Annotated in this window: 6 protein-coding genes; all 6 read right to left on the bottom strand. The window is 72.1% G+C overall.

The window, feature by feature from the left end:
• Positions 1–26: 26 nt before the first annotated feature.
• On the bottom strand, positions 27–1793 hold the full coding sequence (locus CFB89_RS25890) for an ABC transporter ATP-binding protein (RefSeq protein ID WP_089470334.1): 1767 nt from the start codon (positions 1791–1793) through the stop codon (positions 27–29).
• Complete coding sequence (locus CFB89_RS25895; RefSeq protein WP_089470335.1) at positions 1790–3511, bottom strand: ABC transporter ATP-binding protein; 1722 nt, start codon at positions 3509–3511, stop codon at positions 1790–1792. Before CFB89_RS25895 ends, CFB89_RS25890 begins: the two co-directional genes overlap by 4 nt.
• Entirely contained in the window at positions 3508–4560 is a 1053-nt protein-coding gene (locus CFB89_RS25900) for a Gfo/Idh/MocA family oxidoreductase (RefSeq protein WP_089470336.1), read from the bottom strand. The genes CFB89_RS25895 and CFB89_RS25900 overlap by 4 nt, the downstream gene beginning before the upstream one ends.
• On the bottom strand, positions 4557–10034 hold the full coding sequence (locus CFB89_RS25905; protein ID WP_089470337.1) for a non-ribosomal peptide synthetase: 5478 nt from the start codon (positions 10032–10034) through the stop codon (positions 4557–4559). Before CFB89_RS25905 ends, CFB89_RS25900 begins: the two co-directional genes overlap by 4 nt.
• Positions 10031–14404 carry a non-ribosomal peptide synthetase gene (locus CFB89_RS25910; RefSeq protein ID WP_089470338.1) on the bottom strand — a complete coding sequence of 1458 codons (4374 nt, stop codon included), beginning with the start codon at positions 14402–14404 and terminating at the stop codon, positions 10031–10033. Before CFB89_RS25910 ends, CFB89_RS25905 begins: the two co-directional genes overlap by 4 nt.
• Positions 14405–14527: 123 nt before the next feature.
• Positions 14528–15469 (bottom strand): helix-turn-helix transcriptional regulator, encoded by a 942-nt coding sequence (locus CFB89_RS25915; RefSeq protein WP_089470339.1) that lies wholly within the window; start codon positions 15467–15469, stop codon positions 14528–14530.
• Between the last annotated feature and the right edge of the window lie 112 nt (positions 15470–15581).

Raw genomic sequence — 15581 nt, forward strand, 5'->3', positions numbered from 1 at the left:
GGGCACGGCGGCCCGCATTGTTCACGTCACTGTTCGGATTCGGCCGGACGGGTTTCCTCGCCCCGGCCGGCGGGCAACGCGCCGTCGAGCGTCCGCCCGGCGCGGGCGAACGTCGCGTACCACGCATCGGTTTCGAGCAGTCGCGCATGCGTGCCGGTCGCCCGCACGCGGCCCGCGTCGAGCACGACGATCGTGTCGGCGGCCGCCGCGAGCGCCGGCTGGTGCGTGACGACGATGCGCGTGCGCTGCCCGCGCAGCGCGACGAGGCTGTCGCGCACGCGCCGCGCACTCAACTCGTCGAGGCTCGCGGTCGGTTCGTCGAACATCAGCACCGGCGCCCGCGCCAGCAACGCACGGGCCAGGCACGCCCGCTGGCGCTGCCCGCCCGACAGCAACTGGCCGCCCGGCCCCACGTCGGTGTCGAGGCCGTCCGGCAGCCGCTCGGCGTCGCGCAGCAGGCCAACGGCATCCAGCGCGGCGCGCAGTTCGGCCTCGGTCGCGTCCGGCCGGCCCATCCGCACGTTCCACGCGAGGCTGCCGCGAAACAGCCCGTTGTCCTGGAACACGAGGTTGCGCGTCGCGGCGAGCGTCACTTCGCTCAGGTGCCGCACGTCGGCACGGCCGAGCAGCACGCGCCCCGCGCACGGATCGTCGAGTCGCGCGAGCAGGCCGAGCAGCGTGCTCTTGCCCGCCCCCGTGGGGCCGACGATCGCGACGAAGCCGCCCGCCGGACAATGCAGGTCGATCCCGTCAAGCAATGTCGCGCCGCTGGCCGACCGATAGTCGACACGCACCGCGTCGACGCTCGCGTCGTGTACCGGCGTGCCGCGCTCCGGGCTGTCGAAACGCGGCGCATGCAGCACCGCGAGCACCGTGTCGAGCGCGCGCCAGCCGCCCCGCAATGCCCGGTCGAGCTGCGTGAGCTGTGCGAGCGGCTCGATGAAGCGCACGAGCAACACGAGCACCGCGACGGCCGTCGCTGCGTCGAGCCGGCCGGCCGCGACTGCCCATGCGCCGCCGATCAGCATCGCGACGAACACGCCCTGCACCGCGCCCGCGAAGCCGAGTTCGATCGGCAGCGCGCGCCGCATCAGCGCGCGCGTGCGGCGATGCTGTTCGTCGAACGCGCGCTGCAGCGCCGCGCGCGCATCGCCGTCCCGGCCCGCGAAGCGCAGCAAGCCCTGATGCGCGGCGAAGGTCTGAAGCTGCACGGCCATGTCGCGATCGCCGGCGGCGCGCGCCTGTTCGAACGCGAGCGTGCGGGCGCCGCCGCGCTCCAGCAGCGCGAACAGCAGTACGGCCGCCGCCGCGAGGCACAGCGCGACGCGCCAGTCGATCCACGCGAGCCCCGCCACCACCGCGAGCGGCGTGACGACCGCGCCGATCAACGGACCGAGCAGATGCGCGGGAATCCCCATCGCCTGCATCACCGGCCCGCGCAGCAGCCCGGCCGGATGACTGTCGCGCACGGTCTGCCACGACGCGATGCGCGGCAGGTGCTGCACGAGGCGTTCGACGAGGCCGACGGCCAGCGCGCCGCCCGCGCGATAGCCGCGAAGCTGCGCGACGTACAGCACGAGCGCATGGCACAGCGTCAGCGCGCCGAGCACGACCGTCCAGTGCAGCGCGGCCGCCTGCGCGCCGGCGAACCATGCGCGGATCAGCGGCACGAGCAGCAGCCCGCACGCGCCGTCGAGCAACGCGGCGGCCACCGCCCAGCCCACGCCGCGCCACAACGCGCGGCGCGTGTCGCGCGGCAGGCACTGCAAACGTTCGAGCGATTGCGTCGTCATGCGGCCTCCCCGCCTGCGGCGCCGCGTTCACGCCAGAGCCGCGCATACAGCCCCTGCGCGGCGAGCAGCGCCGCGTGCGTGCCGCGTTCGACGATGCGGCCGCGTTCCATCACGAGGATCTGGTCCGCGTGCCGAATTGCATCGAGATCGTGGCTGACGATCACGCGCGTGCGCGTGTCGGCGCGCAGCGCGTTGCCCAATGCGCGCCCGGTTTGCGGATCGAGCGCCGACGCCGGCTCGTCGAGCAGCAGCAACGGCGCGCGCGACAGCAGCGCCCGCGCGATCGACAGCCGCTGCAGTTCGCCGCCGGACAGGCGCACGTCGCGCCCGCACACGCAGTCGTAGCCGCCCGGCAATGCATCGATACGCTCGTCGAGACAGGCCGCGCGCGCGGCGGCGCGAATCGCGTCGCGATCGGCATCGGGCCGGTACAGCGCGATGTTCGCGGCGATCGATACGTCAAGCGCGGTCGCCTGCTGGAACACCATCGCGACCCGTTCGCGACGCGTCTGCGCTGCGAGCCGCCGCAGGTCGGCGCCGCCGAGCCGCACGGTGCCGCGATCCGGATCCATGAAGCGCGCGAGCAGCATCAGCAGCGTGCTCTTGCCCGCGCCCGACGGCCCGACGATCGCGGTAGCCGTGCCGGCCGCGATCGTCACGTCGATGTCGCGCAGGATCAGCTCGCCGTCGATGTCGACCTGCACGCCGCGCAGCTCGATCGACGAATCGCGCGGCACCTGCGCCGCGCCGTCGGCGGGTTCCTGCAGGCCCGGCTGCGCGAGCAGCGCATCGAGCCGTGCCGCGGCCGCCCGCGCCTCGCGCAATGCATCGGCGCCATGACCGAGCGCGCACACCGGCGCCGCGACCGCCCAGATCAGCAGCGCGAACGCGCACAGCGTGCCGACCGGCAACTGCCCGGCCGTCAGCCACGTCGCGCCGAACACGACCCACGCGAGCAGGAACGGCGTGCCGAGCAGCACCTGTGTGCAGGCGCCGAGGCCGCCGATGCGGCCGACCCACGCCGAGAACGCGTGAGAGAAATGTCCGGCCGACGCCAGCGCGGCCGCCTCGATGCCGGCGCCCGGATATTGCCGCACGAGCGCCGGATTCTGCGCGAGCTGCGCGTAGTCGCCCATCAATCGTTCGAGCGCCGCGTTGCGCGCCACGAAGGCCGGCGCGAATCGTGCCGAACGCATCCAGCGGAACAGCGCCGCACTAGCGACGAGCGGCGCGAGCGCGAACGCGAGCAGCACGGGATTCAGGTAGAGCAGGCACGCAAGCGCCGCGCAAGGCACGACGACGAGCTGCGTGAGATCGGCCGGCGCATGCGCGACGAGCTGATGCAGCGCGCGCACGTCCTGATCGACGTGGCGCGCGACGCGGTCGCTGCCCGCGCGCGCGAACCAGCCGAGCGGCAAATGCCGCAGATGATCGGCGAGGCGCCTGCGCAGGCGGTCGCCGAGATCCGCGTCGACGCGATGCGTCAGGTGCAGCGCGACCGTCTGGCCGCCCAGCCAGCACGCGCCGGCCGCCGCGGCCGCGACGAGCCAGCCGCGCGCCGCCGCGTCGAGCTGCGCCGTCAAGCGCCATGCGTCGGCGAGATGCGCGAGCGCGAGCCACGGCACGAGCGACGCGATGCCGGCCAGCGCCTGCAACATCATCGCGGTAACGAGCGGCGCCGCGAACGGCCGCAGCATCGAAAGCAACGGCCCCTTCATGCGGCACGCTCCAGCAGCATGCCGAGCGTCGCGGCGCGTGCATCGCCCGGCGGCTGCGCCGGAAAACCGAGTTGCGCGGTCAACTGCTGCCAGACGCGCGCCACGTCGATGCTGCGCTGGTTGCACGCGTGCAGCCCTTCGCCGGACACGAGCCGGTCGACCGCGCGCACGGCCGCCTGCGGCCAGCTCCGTGCGTGAATCTCGCCCCACGTGTCCTGCGCGTCGTCGCAGATCTGAATGCGCGGCATGGCGTCGCCGGCCGGCTCGCCGAAGATCGGAAAGAGGCCGTCCTCGTCCGCCGCCGGCTCGCGCAGCGCGGGCGCCCACCACAGCGGGCCGTGCGGCGACGCGAGCGTCCACGTGCCGGCGTCGGTCGTCAGCGTGATGCCGAACAGCAGGCTCATCCGGCCGTCGTCGGCCGCCGCCATCTCGTTGTGCACGCGCAGCGAGACCGGCGTCTCGGCGAGCACCATCGCGCATTCGCGCATCGACGACAGCGCCGGCCCGATCGGTTCGGCCGACCACGGCCCGACGCCCTGCAACGCGGCCGCGAGCACGTCGAGCGCCGCGTAGCTCGCTTGCACCGAGCACGCCACGTCCGCATGCACCGGCGCGCTCGTCTCGCGCAGCCGTCGCGCGACCGCGATGAAGCGCGCGACGACCGGCAGGTTCGGATAGAAGCTGTTGAGCAGGCAGCGGCGTCCGTGACGCGCCGCGGTGCGCAACACGCTGTCCCATTCGTCGGGCAGCAGCGGATGCTCGATCACGACGTCGATCCCGCGTTCGAGCAGCCGGCACGCGAGCGCGGGGCCTTGCTCGCCGCGCGCCGCGCCGCCGACGGCGACGCAGGCCACGCGCACGTCGTCCGGCAACGCGTCGACGCGGTCGAATACCGGCACGCCGACGCGCGCGGCCAACGCCGCGGTGCGCGCGCTGCCCTGCCCAAGGATGCCGGCGACGCGATACGATCCGGACGCCGCGAGGCCCGCCGCATAGAACTGACCGAAACGGGAGCCGGCCACGACGACCGGCAGCGGATGGACCTTCATCGTGCCTCCTTCAGGCGGGTATCGACGAACGCGGCGTTCAGGCAATCGAAGTGACCGCCGGGGATATCGATGGCCGTGATGCCGCCGAGCGCCTGCGCCGTCCAGTAATCGGTGAGTGCCGCGCGCTGCTGCGGAATCAGCGGGTTGCAGCGCTCCGGCACGAACAGCCGCAACGCGCCCGCATACGGCGCGTCGCCGGCCCAGTGGCACGCCTGCACCGAATGCATGAAGAGCCGGTACAGCCGCTCGCGCTCGTCGAGCAGCGGATGCGCGAGCTCGTCCTGCATCGACAGGCCGGCCGCCGCGCGCAACACGCGGCGGCGCAGCGCATCGAGTGGCTCGCAGCGTTCGCCGAAGCTCTCGAGCTGCGCCTGCAGGCTGCCGGGCGCAAGCCGCGCGGGGTCGGCCTTCAAGGCGTCGGCGAGCGCGTCGGCCAGCACGTACGCTTCCGGGAAACCGAGCGCATCGAGCGGCAACCCGAGTGTCGCCGCGAAGTTGAACAGCACGAGCCGTTCGTCCTCGACCAGGTACGGAATCCGGTAGCTCGACACGATGTCGAGCGTGCGCACCGCGACGCCGAGCTGCACCAGCGACTTCGCCATCTCGAGCGCGACCAGCCCGCCCGAGCAGTAGCCGAGCACGTCGACCTCGCGCACGCCGCTGCGCCAAAGCGCATCCGCGTAACGCCGGCCCAGCGTCGCGTTCAGGTGGCGCGCCGGCAGATCGAGGTAGTCCTGCGCGTCGCGCACCGCGAAGCCGAGCACCGGGCCGAGCCGCGCGAGCGCGGGAAGCACCGGACGATACGCCTGCACGGTGCCGAGCCCTTCGTGCACGATCACGCGCGGCACGCCGTCGCCCGGCGCGAGAGGAATCGGACGCACGCCGACGGGCACGCGCGGCGCCGGCGCATGGACGACCGTCGATGCCGACAGCGTGCGCGGGGCGGCAGGCGCGGCCGTCGGCATCCCGCTCGCCGGCTGCTCGCTCGCGTCGCGCAGGCATTGCGCGAACGCGGCCGGCGTCGGCTGTGCGAGCACCCAGCGCAGCAGCCGGTCGAACGGATGCGCGTGCGCGAGCGGTTCCTCGCCGCGCAACCGCGACACGAGCTGCGCGATCAGCAGCGAATCGCCGCCCGCGGCGAAGAAGTCCTGATCCGGAGAAACGTCGCGCGTATCGAGCACGGTTTCCCACAAGCCGATCAGCCGCGCGAGCAGCGGATCGGTTGCCTGCATGGGCGTCGATCGGACCACGACCGGCGCCGGTTCGCGGATATCGGCAATGCCGGCCAGCGTACGGCGGTCGATCTTGCCGTTCGCGGTCACCGGCAGACGTTCCAGCACGCGCAGTTGCGACGGCACCATGTAGCCCGGCACGCGCTCGGCCACGAACGCCAGCAGCGTATCTGGCGCGACGCATGCCGTGCCGCGCTTCACGTGGGCCAGCAGGATGTCGTAGCCGAGCGCGGCGAGCGGCGTGTCGGGCGCGACGCAACCGAGCGCACGATCGCCCGCCTCCGCCTGCAACCATTCGAGCCACTGCGCGTGCGGTACGAACAACCGCGCCGATGCGGCCCGCGCGTCGGCCGGCGTCTCCATCATCAGCGCCTGGCTGATGCTGATTTCCGGATGCTCGGCCGTCAGCTCCTGGATCACCCACCACGCGTCGGCCGCCGACAGCGCGCGCAATCCGGCGATCAGCGCGACCGTATCGCGCGCATTGTTCAGCGCGCCGGAGCTGATCGTCAGGTCGACCGAATGCGGCGCAACGCCCTGCGCGTCGCATGGCGCGTTCATGTCGAAGCGCACGAAGCGCATCCACGGATACGCGGCGAAACGCTCGCGTGCGGCCGCGAGGAAGTAGCTCGACACGTCGCTGAACAGGTAATCGATGCGCGTGCCGGCTTCGACGAGCGGCGCCAGCGCATCGACGATCGCCCGCGTCGCGGCGGCCGTGCCCGCGCCGATTTCGAGGATGCGCCATGCCCGCCGCGGCTCGCGCGCGACGACCGCCCGCACGGCCTGCGCCATCCCGCGATGCAGCGCGCGCGCGTGTTCGCCGTCGCTGTACATCGCTTCGGCGATATGCGCAGCCCCTTCCGGGAACATCAGGCCGGCCGGCGATACGCTGCCGTCGATCTGCGCGTCGAGGCATCCGGCGCTGTCGCGGAAGTAGTCGACGAGCACGGCCGGCCACAGCTCGGGCGACGCGTGCTGCGCGAATGCGTCCCAGCATGCAAGCGCGTCGACGATGTTCGCGTCAGATCGCACGCGCCAGCCGTCTTTCGCATCCGCATCGAGCACGCCGTGCGCGACGAGCATCGCGAGCCAGTGGCGCAGCAGATGCCGTCGTGCCGCCGGCACACGCAGCCGCTCGCACAGCGTCGCGAAACCGGTCGAGCCGTCCGTCGTCACGCCGCCGGCCGGCACGATCCACGCGGCGAGCGACGCCACGCACGCCGTTTCGAGTTGCGCGACCGACCGCGACACGTCCGCCTGCGCGGGCCAGCGTGCCGCATCGAATGCAGCACGCACCTGCGTCGCGATCTCGCGCAGCGCGTCGTCCTGTGCCGGCGGCGGCGCGTCCGCGGCCTGCAGCGACACGAAGCTCGCGAGCCGGCGCTCCGCGCCGTCGCCGAGCACGATCGTCGCCGCCGCGCCGACGAGCGGATGCGCGGTCAGCGCCGCGTCGATCTCGGCCAGCTCGATCCGGTAGCCGCGGATCTTCACCTGATCGTCCTGCCGTCCGAGGAATTCGAGCGAGCCGTCGGCGCGCACGCGCCCGAGATCGCCGGTGCGGTAAAGCCTGCGCCCGTCCGGATGACGGATGAACCGTTCGGCCGTGCGCGCGGGATCGTTCGCATAGCCCGTCGCGAGCCCGACGCCGCCGATATGGATCTCGCCGCGCACGCCGGGCGGGCACGGCCGGCCGAGTGCGTCGAGCACTTCCATCGTCTGCCCGGTTAGCGCGCGGCCGTAAGGAATGCTCGCGAGCTGCGTGTCTTCGGAGCGGATCGGATGCTCGATCGACCAGATCGACGCTTCGGTCGCGCCGCCGAGGCTGAACAGCGCGCTGTCGGGCCAGCGGCGCCACCAGCGGGCCGGCAGCGTCACCGGGATCCAGTCGCCCGACCACAGCACGCGGCGCGGGCCCGGCACGTCGAGCGCCGGTTCGCCTTCGAGGTAGTCGATCAGCATCTGCCCCTGGGCGGGCACCGAGTTCCACAACGTCACGCGATGACGCACCATCAGCTCGGCCCAGTGCGACGGATCGTTGCCGCGCGCGGGATCGGGCAGCACGATGCACGCCCCGCGCGCGGTCGCCCCGAAGAAGTCGTAGACGGACAGGTCGAAGCTCAGTTCGGCCAGGCCCAGCACCACGTCGCCCGCGCCGACCGCATGCCGTGCGTTGATGTCGGCGAGCGTGTTGCACACCGCCGCGTGGCTCAGCATCACGCCTTTCGGCTCGCCGGTGGAACCCGACGTGTAGATCACGTAAGCCAATGCGTCGGGGCCGATCTCGCGCGCGGCGCGCGGCGGCCATTGCGGATCGATCGGCAACGCGTCGATATCGATGCGCACGCAACCGTCGTGGTCGAACGCGAGCGCCTGCACGCTGACGACCGCGCGCACCCGCGCATTGCGCAGAATGGCCTGCTGTCGCAGCGCCGGCTGGCGGCTGTCGACCGGCACGTACGCGGCGCCCGCCTGGACGATCGCGAGCACGGCCGCGAGTTGATGCGCGCACTTCGGCATCAGCACCGCGACGGTATCGCCCACGCCGACGCCGGCCTGCTCCAGCGCGCCACGCAGCGCCGCCGCATGTTGCGCGACCTCGCGGTACGTGCGTGCGCCCCGCGCGTCGATCACGACCGGCGCATCGGGCGTGCGCAACGCCTGCGCGGCGAAACCGGCCGCGATATGCGTATCGGCATCCGGATGCACGTCGGCAACGGGCGCGGCGGATGGCAGCACGATGTCGCCCGCGCGCGACCACCACACGGCATCGTCGGCCAGCCGGCCCAGCAGCGCGACATACGCATCGAACATCGCGGCCGGCATGCCGTCCGGAAACAGGTCGTCTCGCACGTCCCAGCCGATTTCCAGCCCGCCGAACTGGTCGGTCACCTGGCAGTCGAGCCACACCTGCGGCGTCTGGCTCATCATGTAGCGCGGCGGTTCGGCGCGAGTCGCGTGCTCGCCGAGCAGGCGCCCGACGCTGCCGATCCCGCTCGTGAACACCACCGGCATCAGCGCCGCATCCTTGCCGCGCCGCCGCGCGAGTTCGCGCATCACGTCGACGCCGGTGAACGCGCGATGGTCGAGATCGTCGAACATCCGCGCGCCGATCGTGCGGGCACGCTCGACGAAATCACGGCCGTGCGTCGCGTCGACGGCGAGCAGGCTCAGTGCGGTGAAATCGCCGAGCACCGCATCGATGCGCGGATGCACGGGCGGACGGTTCAGCACCGTCAGGTTCAGGCAGAACGCCGGCGCCTGGCTCCAGCGGCCGACGACCTCGGCGAACGCGGCCAGCGCGACGCTCGCCGCGCTCAGCCCGAAACGGCTCGCATGGCCGCTCAACGCGGCCCATTGCGCGCGATCGAGCCGCGCATGCCGGTGCGTGAAGCGCGGCCGCCCGTCGGTGCGCATCGCGGGCACGATCGGCAGATCGGGACGCGCGGGCAGATCGTCGACGCGAGCGAGCCACCACGCCTTGTCGCGTGCATGGTCGGCACGCGTGCCGGCCTGGGCATCGTGCATCACATAGTCGCGAAACGTCGCGTCGAGCGGCGCGGGCCGCCATTGCGGATCGTCGTAACGACGCCGCCATTCGGCGAGCAGCAATTGCAGGCTCGCGTAGTCGATCAGCGTGAAATCCACGGACAGGTGCAGCACCGCGGCATCCGGCCCGACGCTCACTTCCGGCTGCAGCACCGGCCAGCGGTCGAGTGCATGCACCGCATGATCGAGGCGCTCGCGCACGCGGTTCAGGTGAGCGTCGAATGCGTTCGCGTCGGCGTCGCGCAGGTCGTGCACGGCGAGCGGCTGCCACGGCACGTCGGGCAGCACGCGCTGCCATGCGTTGTCCTCGACGATCGCACGCAGCATCGGATGGCGCGCGACGCACGCGTTCCACGCGGCTTCGAAGCGCACGCAGTCGAGATCCCTCGGTTCGTCGTATTCGACGTACAGATGGCAGGCGCTGCCGCCGAACTCGAACGATTCGTGCCGGCCGAGCACGTACGCGGCCTGCACCGGCGTCAGCGCGAACCGTTCGTACTGGTGCGCAGGATCGCTGCGCCATGCCCCGTTCTGAAGGAAGCGGACGAACGCATCGCGTTCGGCCTTGATGCGCGCGGCGAGATCCGCGTCGAGCGCGCCGGCCGGTGCGCGATAGCGCAACTGGCCGCCGTCGTCGCACCACAGTTCGATCTGCCGTTCGCGGCAGAGATCGAGCACGTCGTCGAAGCTCACAGCACGCCCTCCTCGATCGTCGCGACCGATGCGTCGCCATCGGCGGGCGCCGCCGGCGTCAGTGCGTCGAGCCGCGCCGCGAGACCGGCGAGCGTCGGCTGCCGGTAGAACGCGGCCATCCCGATCCGCACGCCGAGCCGCTCGCGCAGTTGCGCAAGCAGGCGCGTCGCGAGCAGGCTGTCGCCGCCGAGCGCGAAGAACGTCGCGTCGCGCGCGTTCGCCGCGCGGCCGAGCGCCTGCTCCCAGCAGGCCAGCAATATCGCGTGACGTTCATCGGTCGGCACGAACGCGTCGTGCGCGGCCGGTGCGTCGCCGAGTGCGCGCGCGAGCGCATCGCCGACCGCCCGGCGGTCGATCTTGCCGTTCGCGTTCAACGGCCAGCGCGGCACGCACCACAGCGCATCGGGACGCATCGCGTCGGGCAACCGGTCGCGCAGCCAGTCGGCCAGCGCCGTCTGCGCGATCGGCTCGCCGGTCCGGCACGCATCGATGCAGGCGAATGCCGTCGAGCGCCAGCTCCGCGCATCGAGCGCAAAGCCGCAGGCGTGAGAGGCCGCCGCGAGCGCGTCGGCGGCGAACGGCCGTGGCAACGACGCATCGCCCGCGACGCGTGCGACGAGCTCGCGCAGCGGCGAATCGCGCAGCACGTCGGCGAACAGCAGGCGGCCGTCCCGCGCGAGCAGCGCGGCGGCGATCCGGAACGTGTCGCGCGGATCGTCGCGCAGGTGCGCCGCCGCGAAACTGATCACGCAATCGAAGGCGCCGAGATAATGTGCGGGCAGCAAGCCGTCCTGCATCGTCTGCAACGCGGGCATCGTTCGCGTGAAGCGCGCGTGGGCGTTGTGCAGCAGGCCGGGCGACGCGTCGAACAACGTCACGTCGAAGCGTGGATCGTCGAGCACGCCGAGCCCGCCATCGAGCGCTTGGCCCGCGCGCGCATCGAGCACCGCGACGCGTAACGCGCCAGCGTGTGCGGCCGCCTGCGCGTCCAGCGCGGCGGCGAACTCACGCAGCACGCGAGCGCCGTCCGGCAAACGCGTCGCGAACGCGAGCGGCGCCACGCACGGGTCCAGCGGCACGCGCTGCGCGGCGCTATCCGGATCGGCGGCGAGCGCGCGCAGCGCGGCCGTCAGATCGTCGAGATCGGTCGCCTGCCAGTCGAGCCGAGCGAGCGCCTCGTCGATGGCGATCGATGCGTCGCCGTTTGCCTGCCAGTCCGCACGCAGCGACGGCGGCAGGCCCGCGTCGTCATCGAGCAGCCGGCCGGCAACGGCGCGTGCGATGGCCGCTTCCGCCGGCATCGTGTCGGCCATGCCGGCCTCCCCGAGCGATGACGGCGCGATGGCCGCTTCCGCGCAATCGGCCGGCACGAACGCCGCGACGATGCGCGCGGCCTCGCCGTGGACGACGCTCGCGCACGCACCGTCGATCAGCGGATGCGCGGCCAGCGCCGCCTCGATCTCGCCGAGTTCGATCCGGTGCCCGCGCACCTTCACCTGCCGATCCTCGCGCCCGAGGAATTCGAGCGTCCCGTCCGGCCAGTAGCGGCCGCGATCGCCGGTGCGATACCAGCGGCCCGACGCATGCTGCACGAAGCGCTGCGCGGTCAGCTCGGGATCGTTCCGGTAGCCGCGCGCGAGACTGTCGCCGCCGATCAGCAATTCGCCCGGCACGTAATCGGGCGCATCGCGCCCGTCGGCATCGACGATGCGATACGCCTGCCCCGGCAACGGCCGGCCGTACGGAATCGAACGCCAGTGCGGCGGCACGTCGCGCACCGTCTGCACGTTCGACCAGATGCCGGCCTCGGTCGCGCCGCCGAGCGCGTGGAACGCACAGGCATCGCCGCAGCGCTCGCGCAGGCGCGCCGGCAGGTCGAGCGCGATCCAGTCGCCGGACAGCAGCGCCGCGCGCACGCTGCGGCACGCGTCGCGCGCCGCCGGCGCGGCGAGCGCCATTTCCAGCAGCGCGGGCGCCGAGTTCCACAGCGTCACGCGGTGCTGCGCGATCAGGTCGATCCAGCGCGCCGCATCGCGCGCTTCGTCCTGCGTCGGCAGCACGAGTTCCGCGCCGGCCCCGAGCGCGCCGAACAGGTCGTACACCGACAGATCGAAATCGAGCGCCGACACCGCGAGCAGCCGGTCGTCCGCCCGCACGCCGAGCAGTTGGTCGATCGCATCGATCGTGTTGATCGCGGCCGCGTGCGTCATCTCGACGCCCTTCGGCACGCCGGTCGAACCGGACGTGTAGATCACGTAGGCCGTGGCTTGCGGCGCGACCGCGAGCGGCGCGGGCAGCGGCGCATGTCGCAGCAGCGCGGCGATGCCGACGTGCGGCAGCGGGCCGGCCGCGCATGGGGCGTCGCCGATCACCGCCTTCACGCCCGCCGCGCGCTCGATCAGCGCCTTGCGTGCGACCGGCTGCGCGACGTCGAGCGGCACGTAGCACGCGCCGGCCGCCAGCACGCCGAACACCGCCGCGACCTGCGCGGGCCCGCGCGGCAGGCTGATCTCGACCGCGTCGCCGTGCCCGATCCCCGCCGCCCGCAACCCGCCCGCGACCGCGAGCGCCTGCGCGGCCAGTTCGCCGCGCGTCACCGTGCGATCGCCGCAGCGCAACGCCACGGCGTCCGGCTCGCGCGCGGCCAACGCGAAGAAATCGTGATGCAGCGTGCGCGCGTGGCCAGGGGCCGGCAACGCGTTGAGCGTATCGCGCACGCGCTGCTGCGCGGACGGCAGCTCGACCGCGATCGGCAACCGCCAGTCGCGATCGCACAGCGCCTGCACGAACGCGACATACGCGCCGAACATCGCGTCGATCATTCCGTCCGGGAACAGGCCGTCGACGCTGTCCCACGCGAGCAGCGCGCCGCCGGGCACGCGATAGAGCTGATGGTCGAGCCACACCTGCGGCGTCTGCGAAATCATGTCGTGCAGATCGCCGAACACCTGCGCGAACGCATCGGGCACGAACGGCTCATCGCCGAGATTGCACGAGAACACGACGGGCGCCGCGCGCGGCATGCCCTGCCGACGCGCGTCGCGCAGCACGTCGAGCGCCGGATACGCGGCGTGCGCGATCGCACCGTGCAGCCGCTGCTGGAATGCGCGCACCGCGTCGGCCGCGCTCGCATCGACGCGCACGTCGCATTCGACGAGCAACAGCGTCGTGAAATCGGCGATCACGCGGCCCAGATCGGGCGCCTCGCCGTGCCGGTCGAACAGCGGCACGTTGAGCAGGAACGCGTGCCGGCCGCTCCAGCGCGCGAGCACCGCCGCGAACGCCGCGCCGAACACCGACGACAGCGTGACGCCATGCTGCGCGGCGCGCGCCTGCAGGCGCGTCAGTTCGTCCGTGCTCAGCGTATGCGCGACGCGGCTGAAACGCGGTGCGCGGATCGTTTCCGGCGCACGAGCGAGCGGCAGCGCCGGCCCTTCCGGCAACGTCGCGAGCCGCGCCTGCCACGCGTCGCGCGCCGCGGCCCGCGCATCGCGCATCTCGGCCGCGCGACGCGCGAGCCAGGCCGGGAACCACGTCGGCGGCGCGGCGAGCAACGCCGCCGGCTCCGCATACGCGACGCCGATCTCCCGCATCAGCAGCCGCACGCTGTCCACGTCGGCGGCGAGCAGGTCGACACTGAGCCACACGCGGTCCTCGCCGCCGGGCATCTGCACGAGCCCCATCATGAACACCTGCGCGTGCTCGACGTCGAGACATTCGTGCGACCGGAACGCGCGCAGCGACACCCATTCGGCTTCCGCATCGTCCGCCGTCCGGTCGCGCCAGTCCGCGTGCGCGAACACGGGGGCGTCCGACTCGGCGAGGATCTGCTGGCGGCCGCCGTCGAAACGCGCGCGCAGCATCGGATGACGCTCGCGCACGCGCCGGCATGCGATGTCGAGACGAACCGGATCGATCGCGCGGCTGCGGAATTCGAGAAACGCATGACAACTCACGTTGCCGAGCACTTCGCCGTCGCCGCGACCCAGCCAGTACGCCTGCTGCACCGCGGACAACTCGAACGGCGCATGCACGTCGACCGCTTCGGCAACAACGCCGGCTTCCGGCCGCGCGAGACGCGGCGCATTCGCGAGCAACGCGGCCCACGCGCCAAGCGTCGGCGTGCGCGCGAGCGCGTCGAACGTCAGCGCATGGCCGAGCCGGTTCACGCGCGTCTGCAAATACATCAGCCGGATCGAATCGAGGCCGCAGCTCAGCAGGTCTTCGTCGTCGTCGAGCGACGCGATTTCATCGACGGATTCGTCGAGCAGCTCGGCGATCAGCGCAACGAGCCGCGCGCGAAAGTCAGGGGGAGAACAACGGGAAGGATCGGAATGGTCGGTCGTGGAATCGACAACGGTCTGGCTCATGGGCACGCCTTGTATGGGTCGTTCGGCGGTGGTTCCGCGCGGCGGCGGCCACCTGTGAATGAGAATCTATCTCATTAACGCCCATGCGCCCGGTCGATTCCTTTAGGCTGCCGGTCAGTTGTTTTAGATCGCCGCGCCCGCCGGTTCGTGGTCGTCGATCGCGTTCGACGACACGCGGATATCGCTCGGCGAAATGCCGTAGCGCTTGCGGAACGCGATCGAAAAATGCGCGGGGCTGTAACCGACGCGATACGCGACGGTCGACACGTTCGCATCCTCCGCGCACAGCATCGCGTGCGCGGTGCGCAGCCGGTATTCCTGCAGATATGCGTACACGCTCGTGCCGAACACCTTGCGGAAGCCGGCCGTCAGCTTGCGCGAATTCATTCCGACGCGGGCCGCGAGCGCGTCGAGCGTCGGCGGATGCTGGAGTTCGCGCGTCAGGATGTCGCTTGCCGCGTACACGCGCTCGACATCCGACGACGTGACGCGCACGTCGGCCGGCGCGGACTGCCGCTGCGTGGCCAGCAACTGCGCGCTCAGCGCGGTCAGCTCGAACGCCTTCGCCTTCAGGTAGTACTCGCGCACCGCGCCCTCGAACGGGCAGGTGGCGATCTGCACGGCGAGCGCCTGCAGCGCCTTCGACGCCGGGCAACTGACGATGCGCGGATCGCCGCCCGTCGGCGCGAGCAGCTTCTCCGGCAGCAGGCTCAGGTTGCGATCGAGCGCGTCGAGGCCGAGCTGCACGATCGTGTAGCGCAGCGGCACGTCGCGGTCGTAGATCTGGTGCGTCGTGAATTCGCCGTCGTTGGCGATCACGCACAGGCCCGGCCCCTTGATGCATTGCTCGGGCTGACCCGGCACGCGGCAGCGCAATTGCCCGCTCTGCACGAGGACGAGCTTCAGCCCTTTTTCGAGCGGCTCCTCGTACCAGTCGCGGCTATCCGAGCACAGCGTGCCGCTCATGAGTTTCATGCCCGCGTCGATGTGCACCACGCCCGGGTGATTGCCGGGCACGAGCACCGGCGGGTGACGTCGTGATGAAGCGAAGGAGGTCGATCTCATCGGAGGTCCGTTGGTTAGGCGGCACGCGCGGACCGGCACGCGCCGGCGGCAACCGGCCGATTGTCCGGCCGGACCGGCCGGGCGCCGCGCGGCCGGCGCCCGATCGAACGAA

The sequence above is a fragment of the Burkholderia sp. AU16741 genome (assembly GCF_002223345.1).
GTDB lineage: Bacteria > Pseudomonadota > Gammaproteobacteria > Burkholderiales > Burkholderiaceae > Burkholderia > Burkholderia sola.

Coding starts and splice junctions, on each gene's coding strand:
- CFB89_RS25895 (WP_089470335.1), bottom strand. CDS start 3,511: ATGAAGGGGCCGTTGCTTTCGATGCTGCGGCCGTTCGCGGCGCCGCTC.
- CFB89_RS25890 (WP_089470334.1), bottom strand. CDS start 1,793: ATGACGACGCAATCGCTCGAACGTTTGCAGTGCCTGCCGCGCGACACG.
- CFB89_RS25910 (WP_089470338.1), bottom strand. CDS start 14,404: ATGAGCCAGACCGTTGTCGATTCCACGACCGACCATTCCGATCCTTCC.
- CFB89_RS25900 (WP_089470336.1), bottom strand. CDS start 4,560: ATGAAGGTCCATCCGCTGCCGGTCGTCGTGGCCGGCTCCCGTTTCGGT.
- CFB89_RS25915 (WP_089470339.1), bottom strand. CDS start 15,469: ATGAGATCGACCTCCTTCGCTTCATCACGACGTCACCCGCCGGTGCTC.